This is a genomic window from Chelatococcus sp. GCM10030263, from assembly GCF_042666455.1.
Taxonomy (GTDB): domain Bacteria; phylum Pseudomonadota; class Alphaproteobacteria; order Rhizobiales; family Beijerinckiaceae; genus Chelatococcus.
This window is the reverse complement of the sequence record NZ_JBHTDB010000002.1, coordinates 611729-635192: the sequence shown is the minus strand read 5'-3', so window position 1 is coordinate 635192 and position 23464 is coordinate 611729. Positions and strand designations below refer to the sequence as shown.

The following is a 23464-nucleotide window of genomic DNA, read 5'->3' as shown; positions in this document are numbered from 1 at the left end:
CAATCGACCCTTCGCGCTCGAAACGTTGTATCGCTGAGACGAAGCAGAGCCGGACAATCTTGCTGAATGACCCGTCGCGCCAAGACATAGGGGACGGCGCGCCCCACGCTCGCGCGCTCGACCGCACCCGGTTGGAACCAGGCCGCAACGTGTGGCGGGTGGAGGCGGCCCGGCGCGCCGCCGTGCTGGTGGACGGCGCGGCCTATTTCGGCGCGCTGCGCGAGGCCATGCTCCAGGCGCGCGAAACGATCCATATCGTCGGCTGGGACCTCGACAGCCAGATGCGGCTCGTCGGTCCGACGGGATCGGCGGACGACGGCCTGCCTGAGGCGCTGGTGGCCTTTCTCACAGCCCTCGTGAAGCGCAATCCCAAGCTCAGGGTGCGCCTGCTGCTGTGGGATTATTCCGTGGTCTTCTCCTTCGAACGCGAGCTTGCGCCCGTTTACTCGCTCTTCTGGAAGACACCGCCGCAAATCGACCTCTGCCTCGACGACGTGCTGCCGATCGGCGCGTCCCATCACCAGAAGCTCGTGATCATCGACGATAAGCTCGCCTTTGCCGGCGGCCTCGATCTGACCCGGCGGCGGTGGGACACGCCCGAGCATCGTCCGGACAATCCGTTGCGCACCGACCCGCGCGGTGTCCGCTACCCGCCTTTTCACGACGTGCAGATGGTCGTGGACGGCGATGCGGCGGCGGCGCTCGGAGAGCTCATGCGCGAGCGCTGGGCGCGCGCGGCCTGTGAGAACATTCCACCGCGCAATGAAGATCCGAACCATCGTCCCTGGCCGGGCTCCGTCGAGCCCATCCTGCGCGACGTCGAGATCGGCATCGCGCGCACGCAACCTCGCTTTGGCGAGGAGCCCGAAATCCGCGAAGTGGAGGCCCTTTACGCCGATATGGTCAGCGCGGCCGAGCGCAGCCTCTATATCGAGAATCAGTTCCTCACCTGCGAGCGCACGGCCGAGCGACTGGCGGCACAGCTCGCTGAGCGGCCGGAGCTCGAGGTCGTCATCATCGTGCCCAAGGCCTATGCGAGCTGGATCGAACAGCAGAGCATGCTGGGAGGCCGTATGCGCTTCATGGAGATCCTGCGGCGGGCGGGGGTCACCGACCAGGTGCGGCTTCTCTATCCGGAGGTCGAGGCCGACGGGGAGACAACGCCCGTCATGGTCCATTCCAAGCTGATGATCGTCGACGACCGCATGTTGCGGGTCGGCTCGTCAAACCTGTGCAACCGGTCCATGGGCCTCGACACCGAATGCGACCTCGTGGTGATTGCACAAGGCCCGGAGGAAGATGCCACGCGTGCGGCGATCCGCACGATCCGCGACCGGCTGCTCGCGGAACATGCGGGCGCCGAGGCCGCCGAACTCGGCGTGTCTATCGCGGAGACCGGCTCGGTCTTTGCGGGGCTCGATGCGCAATCGGTCGATCATCGCCGCCTCGTCCCGGTCACCGACAAGCCGAGCGATATCGACGTCGCCTTCGACGCGATCGCCGACCCCATCGAACCGCTCTACGACAACGAAACGGCACCGAGCGGTAAGTCCTGGCGACGCATGCTGCCCATGGGGCTGAAGATCGGTGCCGTGCTCGCGGCGGTGCTCCTCATTCTTCTCGCCTGGCAATATTCCCCCTTCGCGGAGCCAACGCGGCTCGCGCAGGCGCTCCAGTCCATCGCCGAGCGGCCTTGGGGACCGGCCGCGGTGATCGTCACCTTCGTGCTGACAGGCTTTGTGGCCTTTCCCGTCACGGTGCTGATGCTCGCCACCATGGCCGTCTTCACCGGATGGCAAGGCGCCTTGCTCGCCGGCGTCGGCGCGATGACGAGCGCGGTCGCCACCTATCTCGTTGGCCGTCTGGTCGGAGCCTCGAAGCTGCGCCGCTACATGGGCCCGCGCATCAACCGGATACGCCGGCACCTCGTCAATCACGGCATCCTGACGATCGCTACCATTCGCATGGTGCCGATCGCGCCCTTCACCTTCGTCAATCTCGTGGCCGGCGCCGTCGAAGTCCGCATCGTCGACTATATCGCCGGTACCTTGCTCGGGCTTCTGCCCGGCCTCGTCGTTATGTCGGCGCTCGGGCGCCAGCTCGTCGCGCTGATCAGCAATCCGTCGGCGGCGGACGCGGCCATGCTGGCCGGCTTCTTCCTGTTGTGGCTTCTTCTGTCGCTCTGCCTGCAGTTCTTCGTCAGCCGCTATCGGGAGCCCGCCCGGTGACCCTGCCGCGCGACGAGCGCACCATCCGGCTGATGACCTGGAACATCCACAGGGGTGTGGGCCCGGACGGGCGCTTCGAGCTCGAGCGAATCGCTGCGCTCATCGGCCGGCATGCCCCCGATATCGTTGCGCTGCAGGAAGTCGACACGCGCGGGCGCGATCCGGCCTGTCTCGCCCCGCTCACAGCTCTTCATGCGGAGAACGGGCATGTCGCCGAGGCACGCACGATCACCGCACCCGACGGTCATTATGGTCATTCGGTCTTCAGCCGCTGGCAGATCCGCAATGTCACGCTGCACGACCTTTCCATGGGACGACGGGAGCCGCGCTCGGCCATCGAGACGGTGATCGAGACCGAGCAGGGAGACCTGCATCTGGTCGCCGTTCACCTCGGGCTCGCGATCACCGAGCGCCGCCGCCAGGCGAAGATGCTGACGTCCATGGCCTTGGAACAGGAAGGCCTCGCGACGGTGATGCTGGGCGACTTCAACGACTGGTTCTCATTCGGCAAAGTGCGCAGCACGCTCGCCGCGGTGCTGCCGGAACGGACGATGCTCGCGACCTTTCCCGCCCGATGGCCGCGGCTCCGGCTGGACCGGGTCTATTGCCGCCTGCCCTGCCGGCTGGTGCGCTGCTGGACCGACACGGACGCGCGGCAGTGCTCGGACCATCTGCCCGTCATCGCCGAGATCCGCATCCTGAAGGCGGACGAGGCTATTTCCGCAGCGCGTCCGGGCGGATCATCTCGAACATGACCTCGGGAGAGATCTGCGCATAGCCGCCGACCCCACCCGCTCGCAGAATCGGCAGAGCGGCGGCCGTGTCATAGACGCCATCCTTCAATAGCCCGTCATCGATGTGAACGCCCACGACCTCGCCGAGTGTGAGCCAAGACTCGACAGGCTCGCCGGCCGCCGACTTGAGCTGGATGATGTCGACCTTGACGCATTCCATGGCGACCGGGCTCTCCGCCACACGCGGCACGTCGACGAGACGGCAGGCCGCCGGCGTGAGGCCGGCCAGCGCGAATTCGTCGACGGAGGCCGGCAGCGTGGTGGAGGTCACATTCATGGCCGTCGCCAAGCGGCGGGTCGCTAGGTTCCAGACGAATTGACCGGTCTCGCCGATGTTGCGGACGGTGTCCTTCCGGCCCGTGGAGGAAAAGCCGATGATCGGCGGCTTATAGTTGAAGGCGTTGAAGAAGCTGTAGGGCGCGAGATTGAGCACGCCGTCCTTGGCACGCGACGCGATCCAGCCGATCGGCCGCGGGCCGATGATCGCATTGAAGGGATCGTGAGGCAGCCCATGGCCGCGCGACGGCTCGTAGAAATACATGTCTCGAGAAGACCTGTTTGGCCACCACCTGGCTCAGGCGGAGCTGGACACCGGGCTCTGGGTCAGGAGCGCGTAGAGCGCGGAGGCATCACGCGTGGCGCGGATGCTGTCGACGAGCCCCGGCTCGCGCAATAGCCGGGCGATGCGCGCCAGCGCCTTCAGATGGTCGGCGCCGGCGGTCTCCGGCGCGAGCAGCAGGAAGATGATGTCGACGGGCTGCCCGTCGAGCGCCTCGAAATCGATCGGCCGCTCGAGCCGCGCCATCAGTCCGAAGAGCCGGTCCATGCGGGCGAGCTTGCCGTGGGGAATCGCAATACCGTCGCCGATGCCGGTCGAGCCGAGGCGCTCGCGTTGCAACAGCGTCTCGAAGACTTCGCGCTCGTCCAGGCCCAAAAGCCGGCCGGCATGCGTCGCCACTTCCTGGAGAGCCTGTTTCTTGCCGTTGACCTTGAGGGACGGCAACACGGCATTGGGAGATATGATTTCGGTCAGAGCCATCGTCTTGAGTACGTGCGGCAAAAGCCGCCCCCGCGAGAGCGTTGTGGAACGGCCCAATTGGGCCGATACGACTTCAGGCCTGTTCCTCGAAACACCGTCCGCGCGGATGCCACCGCGGCTCGTGTCCATGAGGATATACGACGTTGCGAAGACCACCGCTAGAGCATGTCCGGGACAAATGAGCGGCACGTCCGGCCCCGGTGAAGCTTCCAACCGCTTGGTGGCCATGGAGACGAAGGCGCTGCATCGGCTTCCGGAACCGGCGGCGTGCGCTCGCATCCTGTGCATCAAGCCTGTGCACAATCGGCGATTTCATTGATTCCCTCCCCTGGCGCATCGCGGCCATCGCCTAGTCGCGATTCCGGGCGGCAGTGGTAGAAAGCCGGCCCCGCGGTGTCAACGCGCGCCAGACAATCGCAGGATGCTACCTATTGACTATAAGCGTCCTGGTTGCGGCGCCGGCGCTCCACAGATGACGGAATGCGCAAGGACTCGCGATATTTGGCCACCGTCCGCCGGGCGATGTCGATGCCGCTGTCGCGCAGCTTCTGGACTATCGCATCATCGGACAGCACATCATTCGACGTTTCCTGATCGATCATCTGCTTGATGCGGTGCCGCACCGCTTCGGCGGAGTGGCTTTCCCCACCGGGAACGCCGGCGATCGCCGCCGAGAAGAAATATTTCATGGGGAAGACACCGCGACTCGTGCCGATCGCCTTGTTGGAGGTGACACGCGACACGGTCGATTCGTGCAGGCCGATCGCGTCGGCGATGGTTTTGAGGTTCAGTGGCCGCAGATGCTCGGCCCCATAGGCGAAGAAGCTATCCTGCTGGCGCACGATCTCCGAGGCGACCTTGAGGATGGTCTTGGCGCGCTGCTCGAGGCTGCGCTGCAGCCAGGTGGCGTTCTGCAGGCAATCGGCGAGATAGGCCTTGTCGGCCTCGCTGCGGGTATGGCGCGAGACCTTGGCGTGATAGCTCTGGTTGACCAGCACGCGCGGCAGCGTCTCGCTGTTGAGATCGATGAGCCAGCTGCCGTCGGGCGCCGCGCGGACGAAGACGTCCGGCACGAGGGGCTGCAGGGGAGCATGGCCGAAGGCGCGGCCGGGCTTGGGGTCGAGCCGCCGGATTTCAGCGAGCATATCGGCGATGTCTTCGTCGTTGACGCCGCAGACGCGCCTCAAGGCGGCGATGTCACGCCGTGCCACGAGCGCCAGATTGGCGACGAGCGACTGCATTGCCGGATCGAAGCGATCGCGCTCCATTAGCTGGATGCTGAGACATTCGGCGAGGTTTCGCGCGCCGACACCGGACGGATCGAAGCCGTGGATGCGTTTGAGCACCAGTTCGATGCGGGCGATGTCGAGGCCGAGCCGCTCGGTGATCGCTTCGAGCGACTCGGTGAGATAGCCGTTCTCATCGATGGCATCGATTATGAAGCGCCCGATGAGCAGCGACACCGGATCGGTGGTGGCGAGGTCGAGCTGGGCGTTGAGATGGCTGTGAAGCGTCACCTCCTCGGTGAGCGTCGCTTCGAAACCGGCATCGATATCGTCGAAGCCGCCGCCGCCGCTGACGCCGCTCCATAAGGACGAGGTAATGGGCAACTGGTCCCCGGTCCCAGGTCCCTCCACAGACCGTATGGGCGCGTCGTCCTGAAAGACATTGTCGAAAGTGGTGCCGAAATCCGCCTCGATCGCCTCACGTTCCATCGTCGTCTCGGACGCCGCCCAGTCGGCCGGCTCGTCCGGTGCGTTTTGCGGCCCCTCGTCCGCCCGGGCGTCGGGCCGGCGGTCTTCGGCATCGAAAGTCTCGTCCGGGCCATCATCGGCCCGTTCGAGCAGCGGGTTGGTCTCGAGCTCGGCCTCCACATGGGCCATCAACTCGAAATGCGACAGCTGCAGCAGTTTGATCGCCTGCAGAAGCTGCGGCGTCATCACCAGGGATTGTCCCTGGCGCAATTCCAATCTGTGAGAAAGAGCCATCGCTGACGCCTGCGCCCCCCACCGGCCGGCACAATTCTTGCGTCAATCTCTATCCGGTTGCGCTCGTCACGTCAAAGGCGCGTGACATGCACGGCAGGCCCTCGCCGCTGCGCCGGCTGCATTCTTGAGCGCAGAGAAGATTTCTCGGAGTCGTTTCCGCTAAAGCTGAAAATCCTCGCCGAGATAAAGGCGCCGGACGTCCCGGTCGGCGATAATGGCTTGAGGCGTGCCTTCGGTCAGCACGCGGCCCGAGTGGATGATATAGGCCCTGTCGATCAGGCCGAGCGTCTCGCGCACGTTGTGGTCGGTAATCAGCACGCCGATGCCGCGGCGAGTGAGGTGGCGCACGAGGTTCTGAATGTCGCCGACAGCGATCGGGTCGATGCCGGCGAAAGGCTCGTCGAGGAGCATGAAGGAGGGATCGCCGGCCAGCGCCCGGGCGATTTCGCAGCGCCGACGCTCACCACCGGACAGGGCGATCGAGGGTGACCGGCGCAGGCGGGCGATGTCGAACTCTTCCAGGAGCTCGTTGAGTTTGCGCTCACGCTCCTTGCGGTTCGGCTCGACCACCTCGAGCACGGCGCGGATGTTCTCCTCGACGGTGAGGCCCCGGAAGATCGAAGCCTCCTGCGGCAGATAGCCGATGCCGAGCCGCGCGCGCCGGTACATCGGCAGCTGCGTGATGTCGTGGCCGTCGAGCGTGATGACGCCGCGGTCGGCCCCGACGAGGCCGGTGATCATGTAGAAGATTGTGGTCTTGCCGGCGCCGTTCGGGCCGAGAAGGCCGACAGCCTCGCCGTTGCGCAAATGAAGCGTCGCGTCCTGCACCACGGCGCGACCGCGGTAGCTCTTCTGCAGGCCGTGGACGGATAGAACGCCTGGACCGGCGATCGACCGCCAGCCGCCGCCCTGATCGGCAGCTTCCGCCCCCGATGCGTCGTAACCTTCGCCATAGCGGTCCTGCGCCGGCTGGTTCCGGAATTTGGCGACTGGCTGGTCCATCAAGAGATCCATCGGAACACGTCGGCCTCGGCACGTCCGAGAGGCGTACAGCGCTGCATCGCGGGCGAGTTGTGGTCGATCATCCTCAAACGAGCTCAGCGGCGTGGGGCAGCGCCCGGCCGCGCTTGTGCCGGAGTGTTGCTGCCGGGCACGAAGACGCCCTGGACACGGCCGCCGGGCCGTGACTCGCAGTTAGCGATGCTCGTGTCGAGATTATACACGATGCGGTGGCATTGCTGCACGTTCGGCCCCTGGCTCAAGGTTACGCGTCCGGTGAGCACGACCTTGTTGTCGCCGCGGTCGAACACGGCTTCGTCGCCGGTTGCCGTCTGTTCCTTGGAGACCACGGTCACCGGCCCCTTGCAATCGAGCCGGCGAACATTGCTGTTGTCGGTGCCGGGCGGCGCTGAAGGCTGCTGCTGCGCTCCGCCCATGGCGCTCTGCTCGTAATAGACGTTCAGGAGCGAGCAGCGCATGGTGGTGTCGCCCTGCACGGCAATCACATTGCCGGTGAAGGTGGCGCGCTGCTCCTTGTCGAAGATGTCAAGCCGATCGGCGTCGATCTTGATCGGCTCCTTGTTGTTGCCGAGACCGCCGAGCGGCGAATTGCGCTGGGGCGGGGTCTGGGCGAGGGCGGCGCCGGCCGCGACCATCGCCATGGTCACAGCCAGGGCGAAGCAGACATGCGGGACAAGGCGGGGCTTCATTTTTGTCTCAGGATCTCGGTTTGACGGGACCGGCTTTGGCCTGTTCGGCATCCATGATGGCCCGCACTCGCCCTTCGAAGACGATGCGCTTGCCGTTGTCATCGATGTCAAGCCTATCCGCCTTAATGGATCCGTTGCCAATGTCCACCGTTACCGGCTCGGTCGAGCTCACCTTGCCGCCTTTGAAGTCCACCGAGGCGGTGGTGAGATGCGCATTATAGCCCGTGTCGGTGCGAACATTCACCCGGCCGGCGAGCTCCAACTTCTCGGTCTGCGAATTGTAGACGCCCGTCGTCGCCTCGATATGGGCGAGGGCGTTGTTTTCGAGCGTGACTTGCCCGCGGATCTCGTTGAGCTCCACCAGATTGGGCTTGAGCGCGTCTTGGGAGGCGGAGGCCGCCGTCATCTCGTAGGGTCGCGAGCCGGCGCGATAGCCCCGAAGCTTCGGCGCGTCCATGGTGATCTTGGTGCCGGAGAGGCTCATCGGCCCGACCGTCAAGCCGCCCAACCGGCCGAATGGGTCGAAGAATCCGACGAACACCACCAGGGCTGTGGCGATCGCCGATCCGATGGGAATGGCCTTCTTCAGGAACCTGACGCGCATGGAATGGCGCACCGCCGCGCGGTAGGCGCGATCGGCAGGCGTCTTGGCCGGCATCCCGTCCATGACCGGGTTCATTCTCAAGGTCGTCTGGTCCATCATTCGTGAACTCGTACAGCCACACCTAAGTACCGGAAGCGCATGGCAAAGTTGTGACCCCGGCCGTGGGCGTCCTGTGCCGCCTCAGCTATGAGCGAAGATGTCAACCTCGTTCCAGCCCAGCAGATCGAGACGTGCACGCGTCGGCAGGAAGCCGAAGCAGGCGGCGGCGATGTCGGTACGCCCTTCCCGCGCCAGAAGAAGATCGAGCTTTTCCTTCAAGCCGTGCAGGTGAAGAACGTCCGACGCCGCATAAGCCACCTGCGCATCGGTGAGCTTTTCGGCGCCCCAATCCGAGGATTGCTGCTGCTTGGAGATATCGACGCCGAGCATTTCTCGCAAGAGATCCTTCAGGCCGTGCCGATCGGTATAGGTACGCGTCAGTTTGGACGCGATCTTGGTGCAATAGACCGGTCCCGGCATGACACCCAGATAGTGATAAAGTACGGCGATATCAAAGCGGGCGAAGTGAAAGATTTTGAGAACGCCGGGATCGCCGAGAAGCCGGATGAGATTGGCCGGCGGCGGACCGTCACGCGGGATCTGCACGACCTCGGCGGTGCCGTCTCCCCGCGACAGCTGCACGACGCAGAGCCGGTCGCGGAGAGGGTTGAGCCCAAGGGTCTCGGTATCGACGGCGACCGCGGCCCCGAAATCGAGACCGGCCGGAAGATCCCCACGATGCAGACGAATGCTCATTCAAGCCTCTAAACAACAAAAACAATGCTGAAAGTGAAACGGACCAGCGCCAGCAGCGGGTCAGTGCGCCACGTGTCGCGCGGATCCGCAATCCCACCCCCGAAACGCGACCGCGACCTCACGTCACCCCCGTCGAGCGACCTTTAGCATCCGGGGCGCCGACGCGACAAGCAAGCGTTATACCAAGCCTCAAGCCCGAGGGATGGTGGCCTCGATGGCCGCCGATCCGTTCGGCCCAGCGCCGCAGTTCTTGAGCACATTATGAAGCCTGCCCCCCATGGCGGCTGCATCCTTTTCGGCACAATCGGCTAGCCCTGATAACATTTGTTATCGCGGCCGTTTGGGCGTTACCGCAGGGTGGCCTTCTGCAAGGAAGGTTGCGATGCGTAAAGACCCGTCCATGGAAGGCGCGATCCGAAAAGTGATCGACCAATATCTCGAGTCATGGCAGCCCGCGAACGTGCCGGTTTCAACCGGCCAGGCGCTCATCACGATCCGCGCCGCACTACCTGATTGCAGCCTGTCGGACGATGACTTGATGAAGCTCGTCGCGGCGACGGCGATCCGGAAGGGGCGGAACGTCGCCTTCGACAATTCAGGCGCGTCCAAGGCGAGCTGATAGCGCTTCGGCACCACGGCGCCTGGCTTCGGCACGGTGACGGCCGAGTGCCGCCAACCGCCACAAGCGCCCGATCAGCGCGGCTCGTTTTCCAGATTGAGATAGGTCGGGTCGAATTCGCCGACGCGCTGCAGACTGACCCAGTCCAGAATTCGGATTTCTTCGCCCTCCCAGATGATCAAGCCCCTGCGGCGGAGCTCCTGAATCGTGCGGTTGACGTGCACGACCGAGAGCCCCATCGCATCGCTGAGTTCAGCCTGGCTGATCGGCAGCCGGAAGTTGAAGCCTTCCGTCATGCCGATGACCTGCAGCCGGACAAAGAGCTCGCACAGGAAATGCGCGATCTGGCCGACCGAGGTGAGACGCCCCGAGGCCACCAACCACTGCCGGAAGACAGCGGCGTCCGTGACGGTGAGCAGCCACAGCATTCGCGTGAAATGAGGCTCCGTCTGGGTCAATTCCTTCAGGTATTCGTGCGGAACCGTTGCGATCATGCAGTCGGTCAGGGCCACGACGCTGTGATCGAGTCGGGCGAGCAACAGACTGTGCAGATCGATGAACTCTCCAGGGATATGGATGGCCGTTATCTGGCGCCTACCATCGCCGAGCACGTTGTAGCGGGCCGAGAACCCGGACAGTACCAGGCAGCTCTCGGTGGGCCGATCCCCTTCACGGACAATGTCGCGGTTGGCGGCAACCCGGCGCTGACGACGGGACATGGCCTCGACAATGCTTCGCTCGGCATCGGACAGCCGGTCTCGACGTTCGAGATTGAGCAGGAATGGATTCGTCACGGCACGGCTCCTCCAAGCTCTGCAAGACCCCCAACAGACGGCTCACGTGGCGCCACCGCGCCCTCTAATCGCGAGGACCGTCGCCGGCACGGCTGCCTAAAGCTCACGGCGGGCGGAGATGAGACCGTCCCGGCCGCATCCGCTTCAAGCTTTAGCTTAACCTTTCGTGGCACTGCCATCAATGTAGCACCAGTCCATTCGATCACTCACGGCGGGTGCCGTCATCGCGACTCGAACTGCAAGCTTAGGTAGGTCGGATCGAATTCGGCCACCTCCATCAGTCGCGTGAGATTTAAGATCGTCACGGTATGGCTGCTCCAGGCGACCAGCTTCTGGCGGCGCAAATGTTGCAGCACACGGTTGAAGTGAACGACCGAGATACCGAGGACGTCGGCCAGCTCGACTTGGGACAGCGGCAGATGAAAACTGTTGCCGTCCGTCCGTTGAACGATCTGCAGCCGCACGAATAATTCGCAAATAAAGTGGGCGAGATGGGCCGTTTTCTTGCGGCGTCCCATGGCGACGAGCCATTCCCGGTGAATGGCGCCGTCGATCAGCGTCTCCAACCAGAGAAGCCGCGTCAAATGGGGCGAGCTCTCGGTGATCCTGCGAAGCGCATCATGCTCCGCCATGGCGACCCGGCAGGGCGACAGCGCCACGACGCCGTGATCCATCTTTTTCAGAATAAAGCCGTGCAAATCGACGAAATCGCCAGGGATATGAACGGCCGTAATCTGCCGTCGGCCATCGGCCAGCACCTTGTAACGGGCGGCCATGCCGTCGAGAATCACGGATGTATGTGTGGGGCGACTATTGATCGAGACGATATCCTGGTCGACGGAGAAGACCCTTTCCCGGGTAAAAGCCCGCATCAGCAAATCCTTCTCCTGTGCGGGAATGCTGTCGTGCTGTCCTAAATTCAATAGAAGTGCATGCGACATACAAAGATCCAGCGGTCGGAGCGACACAACCGATCGCCGAGGTCGAGTGCCTGGGAGAGAAGGGTGCGCAAAGTTATCGCGTAAGAACTCACTTCGCGGCGCGCACTTACATATGTTATCGTTTCGTCCGGCACGCGCAGAAATCGCGCGTTAGACACCACCTTGACTCCCTTGTGATTTTTCCAGTCCTGCTGCGTGGGCGAAGCGTTGTCGACTGCGGGTGGGGCGCTGCGGCACTTGAAACGCCGGCCACCGGACTTTTCGCCCAGCAGTGCAAGCCGACGATCGCCCTCAGCATCCGTTCACCCTCGTCCGGCATGCGCCTTGACCGGTTGGGCGGTTGCCCCAAACTCTTCACGGGCCGCAGCCACCGACCGAAAGCCGTGGGGGCACGACAGCAAGGGATGAGCATGATGACGATCCGGCAATTCCTGGTTGCCGCTGTGGTCTGCGCGGCGACTGCCATCGCGGCACTGGCCTATCCGCCGGAAGCCTCTGCCGAGACCTGCCCCGATCAGCAGCCATTTGAGACATGGCTCGGCCAGTTCCGGCGCGATGCGGCCACTGTCGATATTCCGGAGAGAGCGCTCGGGGCCCTCGACGGGCTAACCTATGATCCGCGCGTCATCGCCCGTGATCGCGGCCAAGGCGTCTTCCAGCAGAGCTTCCTGCAGTTTTCCGATCGGATGGTCTCGGCCGACCGCTTGCAGCGCGGCGGCCGCTTCATCAAATCCGAGGGCCAGCTCTTCGAGCATATCACCGAAACTTACGGCGTCCCCGCTCCGGTCATTGTCGCGCTCTGGGGCCTCGAGACCGACTTCGGCGCCAACATGGGGACGATGGCGACGCTGAGATCGCTCGCCACGCTCGCCTATGACTGCCGGCGGCCGGAGATGTTTCGCGGCGAGCTACGCGATGCCCTCAAGATCATCGCCAGGGGCGATCTGACGGCCGACCAGATGCGCGGCGCCTGGGCTGGCGAACTCGGCCAGTTCCAATTCATGCCGTCCTATTATCTCGCCTATGGCGTCGACGAGGATGGCGACGGCCGCCGCGATCTTCTGCACAGCCGCGCCGACGCGCTCGCTTCGGCTGCCAATCTGCTCGTGGCCCATGGCTGGCGCCGCGGCGAGCCCTGGCTGGTGGAGGTCAACGTCCCGGCGAACCTCGATTGGACGCAGGCGGATCTCGCCGTCAGGCATCCGCAGTCGACCTGGGCGGAATGGGGTGTGCGCCTGCCGAACGGCCAGCCGCTGCCGCCGAGCGAGCTCCAGGCCTCGCTTCTGCTGCCGCTCGGACGCATGGGACCGGCCTTTCTGGCCTATGAAAATTTCGGCGTTTTCCTGACGTGGAACAAGTCGCTCGTCTATTCGACGACGGCGGCTTATCTCGCCACGCGGCTTGCCGGCGCGCCGCGGCTCGGACGCGGGCGCGGCGAGGTCGTGCCGCTCGGGACGCACGAGTTGACCGAACTGCAGCGCCTGCTTGCCGCCCGCGGGCTCGACAGCGGGCCACCCGACGGCAAGCTGGGCCTAGCGACGCGTGCGGCCGTCAGAGCCGCGCAGTTGCGCTACGGCCTGCCGGCCGATTCCTACCCGACGCCAGAGCTTTTGGAGCGCCTGCGGCAGCCCTGATCGAACACGGCTAGCGCGGCCCGGCAGGGCCCCGTCCGGCGGCGAGCAAGTCACGGATTTCCGTCAGCAGTTTCACATCGGCCGGTGCCTCCGCCGGCTTTTGTTCGGTGATTTCGCGACGCCGAAGCCTGTTGATGGCCTTGACCACCAGGAAGAGCACCCAGGCGACGATGAGAAAATTGATAGCGACGGTGACGAAATTGCCCCAGGCGAGCACCGCGCCCTGCTGCCGCGCTTCGGCCAGGCTCGTCGCCGTGACGGTGCCGCTCAAGGGAATGAAATAATTCGCGAAATTGAAGCCGCCGCCTGTGATGGCGCCGAGTATCGGATTGAAAAGGTCGTTGACGAGAGATTCGACGATCCGGCTGAACGCCGCGCCGATGATCACGCCAATCGCGAGGTCGACGACATTGCCCTTGAGAGCGAATTCACGAAATTCCCTGACGATCGCCATGTGCAGACCCTTCCTTACCGAGACGAGTGACAAGCGCAGTACGTAATGACCTGCCGATCCACCGGTGACGAGGCCAGATCTCAGCTCTCTCCCAAGCAGTGGCTGCGAAAGCCGAACGACCGCACCGTTCTTCTCTTACGCGCACGACGCATCGGAGGTTCTTCTCGACCGATTCGCGACATTATGAACAGCCAGGGAACGAATGACTACCACCTGCAATCGCTTTCGCGCCCGGCACACACCTTCGAAGCCTCCGAGAGCGGCGTCGCTGCATCGCAATGGGGGCTGTTGCATTATCCGGAATTTCGAGCAATTTGCTGTGGTTAAACACAATACGATGTGGGAAGCGCCTTTAAGCCGATGTGCACAGACCCGAGGGCTTGGCCATGATCGCCGATTGGGCGGTCGCCCTATCCGCGCTGGTCTATCTGTGCGGCCTCTTCGCGATCGCACGCGCCGGCACCCTGTTCGGCGGCGGTCTTCTCGCCGGGCGTTCAGGCGCGGTCGTTTATGCGCTTGCGCTCGCCGTCTACTGCACGTCTTGGACCTTCTTCGGCGGCGTCGGGCTCGCTGAAAAGTCCGGCTTCGACTTCCTGACGATCTATATCGGTCCGATCCTCGTCATCGGCCTCGGCGCCCCGCTGGTGATGCGGATCGTGCGGCTCGCCAAATCGCAGAACATCACGACGATCGCCGATTTCGTCGCGGCGCGCTACGGCAAGAACGATCGCATCGCGGCCTTCGTGGCGCTGATCGCGGTCGTCGGCACGGTGCCCTATATCGCGCTCCAGCTCAAAGCCGTGTCGAACTCGCTCGGCGTCTTCCTGGATGCGACCCGCTCCGCGGGCTGGTCTTCACCGCCGATCTTCGGGGATCTCGCCTTCGTCGTCGCCTGCGTGCTCGCGGCCTTTGCGGTCGCCTTTGGTACCCGGCAGATCGACGCGACCAAGCCGCAGAACGGTCTGGTGCTCGCGATTGCTGCCGAATCCGCCATCAAGCTCGTCGCCTTCCTCACCGTCGGACTCTTCGTCACCTATTGGATGTTCGACGGCGTCGCCGACATCCTCACGCGCGCCGCCGCGCATCGGCCGGATGGTCGCATCGTGGCTGGAACGTCGGATCCCCTGTCCTTCCTCACCATGGTGCTGCTGTCGAGCGCCGCAGCGCTGCTGCTGCCGCGGCAGTTCCACATGGCAATCGTCGAGAACCGCAATCTCGGCGACGTGAAGGTCGCGGCCTGGCTCTTTCCGCTCTATCTCGTGCTCATCAATCTCTTCGTGCTGCCGCTGACGCTTGCGGGCGAGATCAGCTTCCCCGCGGGCACGGTCGATCGCGACATGACGGTGCTCGCCCTGCCCTTGTCGGTCGATTCCGGGGTGATCGCGCTCATTGCCTTCATCGGCGGCCTCTCGGCGGCGACCGCCATGGTGATCGTCGATTCGGTAGCGCTTGCGATCATGATTTCCAACGACATCGTAATGCCGATCGTGCTGCGGCGGCGGACGTGGACACGCCGTCGGTCCGGCGACATGGATCTGGCCTCGGCCCCGGGCGAAGGCACGGGCGATCTCGGCACCTTCGTGCTGACCGTGCGGCGGGTCGCCATCGTCGCCGTCATCCTCCTCGGCTATGCCTATTTCCGCATGGCCGGCGATGCGCAGCTCGCGGCGATCGGCTTCCTCTCCTTCGCGGCCGTCGCGCAGATCGCGCCATCCTTCTTCGGAGGCCTGTTCTGGCGGCGGGCCACTGCGCGCGGCGCAGGTGCAGGCCTCGCCCTTGGATTTGCCGCATGGGGCTATACGCTCTTTCTGCCCAGCCTCGCGCCCGCGGAAGGGGTGCTCGCATCGCTTATCGCCGACGGTCCCTTCGGCATTGCGGCGCTCCGGCCGACGGCCCTGTTCGGAACCGATTTCCCGGTGCTCACCCATGGCGTGCTGTGGAGCCTGGCGCTCAATATCGTGGCCTATATCGGCTTCTCGCTGCTGCGACCAGCGAGTGCCCTGGAGCTTCTGCAGGCCAAGGTCTTCACCGGCAAGCGCCAGCAGCCGGGTGCGACGCTGACGCAAAACCTGCGCCTGCGCCGCTCGTCTGTGAGCGTTGCCGAACTCCGCGCGACGGTCGCGCGCTATCTCGGCGCCGAGCGGGCGGACCATTCCTTCGCCGCCTTCACGACGGCGCGCGGCGGGCCGCTCACGGACGACAGCGAGGCGGATCTCCACCTTCTGCGCCAGGCGGAGCATCTTCTGGCCTCGGCCATCGGCGCAGCTTCCTCGCGCCTCGTGCTGTCGCTGCTTCTCAGGCGCAATGTGTCGGCCACCGCCGCCCTGAAGCTGCTCGACGACGCCTCGGCCGCTATCCAATACAACCGCGACCTGCTGCAGCACGGGCTCGATCACGCGAGCCAGGGCATCACCGTGTTCGACAAGGACCTGCGGCTGATGTGCTGGAACAGGGCATTCTGCGACCTCTACGACCTGCCGCCCCATCTCGTGCGCGTCGGCGTCGGCCTCGACGAGATCGTGCGCTTCAATATCGAGCGCGGCGCCTATGGCGATGGCCAGCCGGAACAGCTCCTGGCGGCGCGTCTGGAAACCCTGGTGAGCGACCCCGGGCCGATGCGGCTCAGGCTGTACCCCAAGGGCAATGTCATCGAGATCCGCTCCAACCAGCTACCGGATGGCGGCCTCGTCACGACCTATACCGACATCACCGAGACGGTCGCCGCCGAGGAGGAGCTTGCGCGCGCCAACGAGACCTTGGAACGGCGCGTCAGGGAGCGCACCGAGGAGCTCGAGCAGCTGAACGACGCGCTCGTGCGCGCTAAGGGCGAAGCCGAGGACGCCAATGCCTCCAAGACGCGCTTTCTGGCGGCGGCGAGCCACGACATCCTGCAGCCGCTCAATGCAGCGCGGCTCTATGCAACGGCGCTCGCCGAGCGCGACCGCCGAGAGAGCGATCCCTCGCTCGCCGAGAATGTGCAGGCCTCGCTCGACACGGTGGAAGAAATTCTCACCGCGCTGCTCGACATCGCCCGGCTCGATGCCGGCGCGCTCCGCGCCGAGCTCACGAATTTTCAGATCGACGACCTGATGAGCCAGCTCCATCGGGAGTTCGAGCCCATGGCGCAGGAGAAGGGCGTCGCGCTGACCTTCGTGCGCTCGTCGCTCGCGGTGCGGTCGGACCGGCGGCTCCTGCGCCGGCTCCTGCAGAACCTCGTTTCCAACGCCATCAAATACACGCCCACAGGGCGCGTGCTCGTCGGCTGCCGGCGCACCGCTCGCGGCACCCTGCGGGTCGAGGTCTGGGACACCGGGCTCGGCATCCCCGCGTCGCAACACCGCGTGATCTTTCGCGAGTTCCAGCGCCTCGATGCGGCGCAGGCGACACGCGGGCTCGGGCTCGGCCTGTCGATCGTCGAGCGCATCGCCCGCGTCCTCCATCACCCCGTCACCTTGCGCTCGCGTCCCGGCCAGGGGTCGATGTTCAGCGTCGAGGTGGCGCTTGCCAGCGAGCCTCCGCTCGCCGTTGCGGCAACCGGGGCACCGATCTCGGGCACGGCGCGGCTCAACGACTTCGCTGTGCTCGCCATCGACAATGAGCCAATCGTCGCGGACGGCATGCGCGTGCTCTTCACGAGCTGGGGCTGTCGCGTCGCGACCGCCGACGGGTTGACGTCCGCCATGGCGGAGGTCGATGGCGGCTTCTCACCCGACGTGCTGGTGGCCGATTATCACCTGGACGAGGGCGATGGCATCGCCGCCATCCTCGCCCTGCGCGAGAAGCTCGGCCGCAATCTGCCGGGCGTGCTCGTCACCGCCGACCGCTCGCAGGAGGTGCGCAACCGCGCCCGGGCGGAGGGCGTGCATCTCCTGGAGAAGCCGCTCAAGCCGGCGGCCCTGCGCGCGCTCTTCGTGCATTGGCGCGCCGCGGCCGCGATCGCGGCGGAATAAGCTGGTCGACGAGCGTCGTTCCGGGACCGCGCGGTGCAGGGGTGCCCCGGAACAACCGGCGAGCTGATCAGGCCGCCTGCCCCAGATCGCCTGCCGGTCCATAGAAGCGCGCGCCGGTCTTCGCCATCTCCAGGAGGAGCGCGCCGGGCCGGAAACGTGGGCCGTGCACATCGGCGAGCCGCTGCGCGAGGCCGACGAAGGTCGCCGCGCCCATGCCGTCGATATAGGACAGGGGGCCGCCCGTGAACGGCGCGAAGCCGAAGCCAAGGATCGCCCCGACATCACCTTCGCGCGGGTCCGTCAGCACCTTCTCTTCCATGGCGCGCGCCGCCTCGAGCGCCTGCACGACGAGGAAGCGCTGCTTCAAGACCGCGACATCGACCCCATCCGGATCGCGCGGCATCGTCTGGAAGTCGCGCAGTCCCGGCCAGAGGCGCTTCGGCCCGCCCTCGGGGTAGTCGTAGAAACCTTTGCCGTTCTTGCGGCCCAAGCGCGCTTCGCCCTCGACCATGCGGACGAGCAAGGCCTCCTGTGCCGGGTCGACGGCATCCGGCCCGACCTGCTCCTTGGTGGCCTTGAGGATACGCAGGGCGAGATCGAGCGCCACCTCGTCGTTCAAGGCGAGCGGACCGACCGGCATGCCGGCCTGACGGGCGACATTCTCGATCATCGCGGGGGGAATGCCCTCGCCGAGCATGAGATGTCCTTCGCGGACATAGGCGAGCACGCAGCGGTTGGCGTAAAAGCCGCGGGCGTCGTTGACGACGATCGGCGTCTTCTTGAGGGCGCGAACGAAATCGAGCGCAACCGCCAGAGCCTTCTCGCCGGTCTGAGCGCCGCGGATGACCTCCACGAGCAGCATCTTCTCGACGGGCGAGAAGAAATGAATGCCGACGAAACGCTCGGGCGCCTTCACATGCTGCGCGAGCCCGCCGATCGGCAAAGTGGAGGTGTTGGTAGCGAGGATCGCCCCCTCCTTCAGCACCGCGTCAACCTGCGCGAGCACCTCGGCCTTGACGCGCGGGTCCTCGAAGACCGCCTCGACGACGAGGTCGCAATCCTTGAGCGCGGCATAATCGGCGGCCGCGGTGATCCGGGCGAGAAGCTGGTCGCGGTCGGCCGTCTTGGCGCGGCCCTTCATGATCTGGTCGGACATGAGCTTGTGCGACAGGCCCTTGCCCTTCTCGGCCGTCTCCTGGTCGCGGTCGACGAGCACGACATTCATGCCGGCGAGCGCCGTGACATAGGCGATGCCGGCGCCCATGAAGCCGGCACCGACGATGCCGACGGTCGCTGGCTTTGCGGGCGGCAGGCCACGCGGACGCCGCGCGCCCTTGTCGAGCTCCTGTTTCGACAGAAAGAGCGTGCGGATCATGGCCGCGGCGACGGGCGAGCGCAGGACGGCCGCAAAATAGCGGCTCTCGACCCTGAGCGCCTGATCCATAGGAAGTTGGAGGCCTTCATAGACGGCCTGCAAGAGGGCGCGGGCGGCGGGGTAATTGTCCTGCGTCTCACGCCGGTAGATGGCATTGGCCGGCGGCCAGATCTGCATGCCGGCGGGCGAATAGACGCGGCCCGAAGGCGGGCGGAAGCCCTGCTCGTCCCAGGGCGCCACGCCCTTGCCGCCGTCGCGGATCCAAGCCTTGGCCGTGTCGACGATCGCCTCGCGCGGCACGACCGCCCCGGCGATGCCGGCCTTCTTGGCGAGCGCCGGGCGGATCTGCTCGCCGCGGGCCATCATTTGAAGCGCATCGGGGGTCGGCATGAGGCGTGGCAGGCGCTGGCTGCCACCGGCGCCTGGAAAGAGCCCGACCTTGATCTCGGGCAGGCCGACGCGCGTCGCATCGGCGTCGGAGAGCACACGATAATGGCAGGCGAGCGCGAGCTCGAAGGCGCCGCCGACGCAGACGCCGTGGATGGCAGCAGCGAAGGGCTTGCCGCAGGTCTCGAGCCGCCGGTAAAGCACCGATAGCCGCCGCGACTCGTCGAAGAACACCTGCATGGCCTCCGCCTCGCCCTTCGTCTTGGCGAGCTCGGCAAAGCCGCGGCCGAGATCCTGCAACATGGAGAGGTCGGCACCGCCGGAAAATGTCTCCTTGCCCGAGGTGATGACGCAGCCCTTGATGGCCGCGTCTTCGACGACTTTGTCGATGATGGTGCCGAGCTCGTCCATCACCGCAACGGTGATGACGTTCATCGAGCGATCCGGCATGTCCCAGGTGGCGAGCGCGATGCCGTCGGCATCGACCTCGAAGCGGAACTGGGTGAGGTTCATATGCTGCCTCCCTGAAACATCGCGGCGGCCAGATCCCTCCCCATGCAACTCGGGTGTTCCCGAGTTGCTCGAAGAGTGTGCAAGTCGGGTAGACCCGACTTGCGAAGGGGAGGGTAGATTCGAGCGGAGCTCGGAGACGCCTGCCCTCGAGGCGAGGGTCCTCCGCGCGGCGGGACCGAGGGCCCCGATGAGGGCAATGGCTGCACCTTACATCCTCTCGATGATGGTCGCGGTGCCCATGCCCGCGCCGATGCAGAGCGTGACGAGCGCCGTCGTCTTCTGCCGCCGCTCCAATTCGTCGAGCACGGTGCCGAGGATCATCGCCCCCGTCGCACCGAGCGGATGGCCCATGGCGATAGCCCCGCCATTCACATTGACGATCGCCGGATCGAGCTGGAACGCCTGCATGTAACGCAGCACCACGGCGGCAAAGGCCTCGTTGACCTCGAAGAGATCGATATCGGCCAGCGTCATGCCGGCGCGGTCGAGAACCTTGCGGGTGACATCGACCGGCCCGGTCAGCATGAAGGCGGGATCGGAGCCGATATTGGCGAAGGCCCGGATGCGGGCGCGCGGTGTGAGGCCCGCCGCCCGGCCTGCCGCGGCGGAGCCGACGAGCACGGCGGCAGCGCCATCGACGATGCCGGAAGAGTTGCCGGCATGATGCACGTGGTCGATTGCTTCGACTTCGGGGTGGGCAGCTATGGCGACCGCATCGAAGCCGCCGAGTTCGCCGATCTGCGTGAAGGAGGGCTTGAGGGCCGAAAGGCTCTCGACCGTCGTGCCCGGACGCATATGCTCGTCGCGGTCGAGGATGGTGAGGCCGTTGACGTCCCTGACCGGAGCGACAGACCGGGCGAAACGCCCATCGCCCCAGGATTCGGCCGCCCGGCGCTGGCTCTCGGCGGCATAGGCGTCGACCTCGGCACGGCTGAAGCCGTAGCGCGTGGCGATGAGGTCTGCCGAGACGCCCTGCGGCATGAAATAGGACTTGATCGCAACTGACGGATCGACCGGCCAGGCCCCGCCGGAAGCGCCGATACCGATGCGGCTCATGGATTCCACCCCACCGCCGATCGCCATCTCGTGCTGGCCGGACATGACCTGGGCCGCCGCCATATTCACCGCGTCGAGCCCGGAGGCGCAGAAGCGGTTAATCTGCATGCCCGGCACGTGGTGGCCGTAATCGGCGGCGAAGACCGCAGCGCGTGCGATGTCGCCGCCCGCCTCGCCGATGGGATCGACGCAGCCGAGGACGACATCGTCGACGAGCCGGGTATCGAGCCCGTTACGCTCCTTGAGCGCGCCGAGCACACCCGCCGCGAGCTGCAACGCCGTCACCTCATGCAGGGCGCCGTCCGGCTTGCCGCGGCCGCGTGGGGTCCGGACATGGTCATAGATGAAAGCATCGGGCATCAGATCTCTCCGTGCAGCGCGGGCCGGCCGCGGTCACTCAGAACATCTCGGCGGGCATTGCCATCACCGCGTCGGCGCCGGCTGTGATGCGGGCATGGCGCGTCGCCGTCTCCGGCAAGAGCCGCTCCATGAAGAAACGGACGCCGACCAGCTTGGCATCCATGGCCGCCGCCTCGCCCGGAGCCGCAGCCTTGCGCTCCGCTGCCGCCTTGGCGATGCGCAGCGACATATAGCCCAGGGCGACGAGGCCGAAGAGATGCATGTAGTCGGTCGCACCGGTGCCGGCATGGTCGGGCCTACCGAGGGCATTGCGCATGAACCACATGGAGGCGTCCTGCAGATGGCCAAGCGACGTCCGCATGTTCTCGACGAAGGGCGCGAGCGCTTCGTTCCCGGCATTCTCGCCGAGAAAGCCGGTGACCTCGCCGATGAAGCCGAGCATGGCACGGCCGGCGTCGCGTGGCAGCTTGCGGCCAACAAGATCCAGCGCCTGGATGCCGTTGGCGCCCTCGTAGAGCATGGCGATGCGCGCGTCGCGCACGAACTGTTCCACGCCGGTTTCGGCGATATAGCCATGGCCGCCGAACACCTGCTGGGCTCGCACCGTGTTATCGAAACCGATATCAGTAAGCACGCCCTTGATGACGGGTGTCAGGAGGCCGAGGTGATCCTCCGCCGCCTGCCGTTCCGCATCGTCGGTCGCCTGGCGAGCCACGTCGGCCTTGAGCGATGTCCAGATGACGAGCGCGCGGGCCGCCTGGTTGAAAGCCTTGATCGTGAGCAGCGTGCGGCGCACGTCCGGGTGGACGATGATGGGATCGGCTGGCTTGTCGGGAAAGGCGGGGCCCGTGAGCGCACGGCCTTGCAGGCGCTCGCGGGCATAAGCCGCGGCGTGCTGATAGGCGGCCTCCGATAGGGCAAGCCCTTGGATGCCAACGCCGAGCCGCGCCTCGTTCATCATCGTGAACATTGCCTGGAGCCCGCGGTTTTCCTCGCCGATGAGAAAGCCGGTGGCCCCTTCGTAGTTCATGACGCAAGTCGCGTTGCCGTGGATGCCCATCTTCTCCTCAATGGAGCCGCAAACGAGGCCATTGCGCGCGCCGAGCGAACCGTCGTCACCGGGCAGGAACTTCGGCACGATGAAAAGGCTCAGGCCCTTGGTGCCGGCCGGCGCACCTTCGATGCGCGCCAGCACAAGATGGACGATATTGGCGGCGAGGTCGTGCTCGCCCGACGAAATGAAGATCTTCGTCCCGGTGATGGCATAGGTGCCGTCGCCATTGGCGGCAGCCTTCGTGCGAATCAGCCCGAGATCGGTGCCGCAATGCGGCTCGGTCAGGTTCATGGTGCCGGTCCAGGTCCCGGCGATCATGGGCGGCAGATAAATCTTCTTCTGCTCGGGGGCGCCGTGCTGCATCAGCGCAGCGATCGCGCCCTGCGTCAGACCCGGATACATGGCGAAGGCCATGTTGGCGGAAGAAGCGAATTCGTCGATGACCGCCGCGAGGGTATAGGGCAGGCCTTGTCCGCCATATTCGGGATCGGCGGCGAGCCCGATCCAACCGCCCTTGGCAAAATCGTCATGGGCTTTGGCGAAGCCCTCGGGCGTGGTCACCGTACCGTCGGGATGGAACCGGCAGCCCTGGCGATCGCCCGCACGGTTCAAGGGAGCGAGCACCTCTTCCGCGACCTTGGCCGCTTCCTCCAGCACCGCATTCGCGAGATCCGGCGTGACCTCAGCAAAAGCGGGGAGATGGCCGTAATCCGCAATGGGAAAGACGTGATTGAGCAGGAACAGCACCTCTTGTACCGGGGCTTTGTAGGTCGCCACGATATTCCCTCCCGTCGGGCCGGAGCCCAGTTGATGTCCCGCCGGCCGAGCGGCCGGCTCGACGAGGTCGGCGGCGCCTCGTCACCCGCTCACACCAGCCCGCCGGCCGTCCGTCATTCATAGCTAGGGATCGCCGGGGCATTTGCCAATCGGCCCGAGCACTCCCGCTGACGCACGCTCGACGCTGACCGGCGACTTCTTACGCGCTCAGTGCCCCGACGACGATGTCACGACGATGAAGGGAGCGCCGCAGGACGCAGAGAAATCATTAACTCAGCGTTAACCGTAAATTGAAAAGAGTGAGTCGGCGAGGGGCAGTCTATCGGTCCCACCCAGTGCGGCGTCAAGGCGGCCTTGGACGCGAGCGCCGCGGATCACACGGCCGTGCGAGGA

18 protein-coding genes are annotated in these 23464 nt (G+C 65.4%); 5 read left to right on the top strand and 13 right to left on the bottom strand.

The genetic code is table 11. The features are described from left to right. The first annotated feature begins 59 nt into the window (after positions 1 to 59). Both ACFQU1_RS02845 and ACFQU1_RS02840 read left to right on the top strand, forming a co-directional pair. Positions 60 to 2228 (top strand): VTT domain-containing protein, encoded by a 2169-nt coding sequence (locus ACFQU1_RS02845; RefSeq protein ID WP_378129011.1) that lies wholly within the window; start codon positions 60 to 62, stop codon positions 2226 to 2228. Next, positions 2225 to 2983, top strand: coding sequence for an endonuclease/exonuclease/phosphatase family protein (locus tag ACFQU1_RS02840; RefSeq protein ID WP_378129009.1), 759 nt, complete (start codon positions 2225 to 2227; stop codon positions 2981 to 2983). Before ACFQU1_RS02845 ends, ACFQU1_RS02840 begins: the two co-directional genes overlap by 4 nt. On the opposite strand, the gene ACFQU1_RS02835 is transcribed toward ACFQU1_RS02840, so the two are convergent. From ACFQU1_RS02835 to ACFQU1_RS02805, 7 genes are all read right to left on the bottom strand, one after another. Continuing rightward, positions 2943 to 3563, bottom strand: coding sequence for a flavin reductase family protein (locus ACFQU1_RS02835; RefSeq protein WP_378129006.1), 621 nt, complete (start codon positions 3561 to 3563; stop codon positions 2943 to 2945). The genes ACFQU1_RS02840 and ACFQU1_RS02835 overlap by 41 nt on opposite strands. A 33-nt stretch (positions 3564 to 3596) precedes the next feature. After that, positions 3597 to 4061, bottom strand: a complete 465-nt coding sequence (gene ptsN / locus ACFQU1_RS02830; RefSeq protein WP_378129004.1) for a PTS IIA-like nitrogen regulatory protein PtsN — start codon at positions 4059 to 4061, stop codon at positions 3597 to 3599. A gap of 428 nt (positions 4062 to 4489) precedes the next feature. Further along, positions 4490 to 6049, bottom strand: a complete 1560-nt coding sequence (gene rpoN, locus ACFQU1_RS02825) for an RNA polymerase factor sigma-54 (RefSeq protein WP_378129002.1) — start codon at positions 6047 to 6049, stop codon at positions 4490 to 4492. A gap of 159 nt (positions 6050 to 6208) precedes the next feature. After that, positions 6209 to 7051: an LPS export ABC transporter ATP-binding protein gene (gene lptB, locus ACFQU1_RS02820; protein WP_378129000.1), complete on the bottom strand. Its 843-nt coding sequence runs from the start codon at positions 7049 to 7051 to the stop codon at positions 6209 to 6211. A 95-nt stretch (positions 7052 to 7146) separates the two neighbouring features. Beyond that, positions 7147 to 7758, bottom strand: a complete 612-nt coding sequence (locus tag ACFQU1_RS02815) for an LptA/OstA family protein (RefSeq protein WP_378128998.1) — start codon at positions 7756 to 7758, stop codon at positions 7147 to 7149. Positions 7759 to 7765: 7 nt separating this feature from the next. Beyond that, complete coding sequence (gene lptC, locus ACFQU1_RS02810) at positions 7766 to 8461, bottom strand: LPS export ABC transporter periplasmic protein LptC (protein WP_378128996.1); 696 nt, start codon at positions 8459 to 8461, stop codon at positions 7766 to 7768. An 81-nt stretch (positions 8462 to 8542) separates the two neighbouring features. Next, the gene (locus ACFQU1_RS02805; protein WP_378128994.1) at positions 8543 to 9157 is read right to left on the bottom strand and encodes a ribonuclease D; all 615 of its coding nucleotides are present in this window, start codon (positions 9155 to 9157) and stop codon (positions 8543 to 8545) included. A gap of 382 nt (positions 9158 to 9539) precedes the next feature. Here ACFQU1_RS02805 and ACFQU1_RS02800 point away from each other — a divergent pair, with 382 nt between their 5' ends. Beyond that, positions 9540 to 9776: a hypothetical protein gene (locus ACFQU1_RS02800; RefSeq protein ID WP_378128992.1), complete on the top strand. Its 237-nt coding sequence runs from the start codon at positions 9540 to 9542 to the stop codon at positions 9774 to 9776. Positions 9777 to 9850: 74 nt separating this feature from the next. Here ACFQU1_RS02800 and ACFQU1_RS02795 read toward each other — a convergent pair whose 3' ends face one another. Together ACFQU1_RS02795 and ACFQU1_RS02790 are read right to left on the bottom strand one after the other, a co-directional pair. After that, the gene (locus ACFQU1_RS02795) at positions 9851 to 10570 is read right to left on the bottom strand and encodes a Crp/Fnr family transcriptional regulator (protein WP_378128990.1); all 720 of its coding nucleotides are present in this window, start codon (positions 10568 to 10570) and stop codon (positions 9851 to 9853) included. 221 nt (positions 10571 to 10791) lie between these two features. Beyond that, on the bottom strand, positions 10792 to 11511 hold the full coding sequence (locus ACFQU1_RS02790) for a Crp/Fnr family transcriptional regulator (protein WP_378128988.1): 720 nt from the start codon (positions 11509 to 11511) through the stop codon (positions 10792 to 10794). Between the two features lie 413 nt (positions 11512 to 11924). Between ACFQU1_RS02790 and ACFQU1_RS02785 the strand changes: the two genes are divergently transcribed. Further along, a complete protein-coding gene (locus ACFQU1_RS02785) occupies positions 11925 to 13145 on the top strand; it encodes a lytic murein transglycosylase (RefSeq protein ID WP_378128986.1) in 1221 nt (406 codons plus the stop codon). A gap of 10 nt (positions 13146 to 13155) precedes the next feature. On the opposite strand, the gene mscL is transcribed toward ACFQU1_RS02785, so the two are convergent. Then, positions 13156 to 13593, bottom strand: a complete 438-nt coding sequence (gene mscL / locus ACFQU1_RS02780; protein WP_378129747.1) for a large conductance mechanosensitive channel protein MscL — start codon at positions 13591 to 13593, stop codon at positions 13156 to 13158. Between the two features lie 392 nt (positions 13594 to 13985). Between mscL and ACFQU1_RS02775 the strand changes: the two genes are divergently transcribed. Beyond that, on the top strand, positions 13986 to 17549 hold the full coding sequence (locus tag ACFQU1_RS02775; RefSeq protein WP_378128984.1) for a NahK/ErcS family hybrid sensor histidine kinase/response regulator: 3564 nt from the start codon (positions 13986 to 13988) through the stop codon (positions 17547 to 17549). Positions 17550 to 17616: 67 nt separating this feature from the next. On the opposite strand, the gene ACFQU1_RS02770 is transcribed toward ACFQU1_RS02775, so the two are convergent. From ACFQU1_RS02770 to ACFQU1_RS02760, 3 genes are all read right to left on the bottom strand, one after another. Beyond that, positions 17617 to 19824: a 3-hydroxyacyl-CoA dehydrogenase NAD-binding domain-containing protein gene (locus tag ACFQU1_RS02770; protein WP_378128982.1), complete on the bottom strand. Its 2208-nt coding sequence runs from the start codon at positions 19822 to 19824 to the stop codon at positions 17617 to 17619. A 207-nt stretch (positions 19825 to 20031) separates the two neighbouring features. Continuing rightward, positions 20032 to 21240, bottom strand: a complete 1209-nt coding sequence (locus tag ACFQU1_RS02765) for an acetyl-CoA C-acetyltransferase (RefSeq protein ID WP_378128980.1) — start codon at positions 21238 to 21240, stop codon at positions 20032 to 20034. Positions 21241 to 21277: 37 nt separating this feature from the next. Further along, positions 21278 to 23071 (bottom strand): acyl-CoA dehydrogenase C-terminal domain-containing protein, encoded by a 1794-nt coding sequence (locus tag ACFQU1_RS02760; protein ID WP_378128978.1) that lies wholly within the window; start codon positions 23069 to 23071, stop codon positions 21278 to 21280. Positions 23072 to 23464 lie beyond the last annotated feature (393 nt).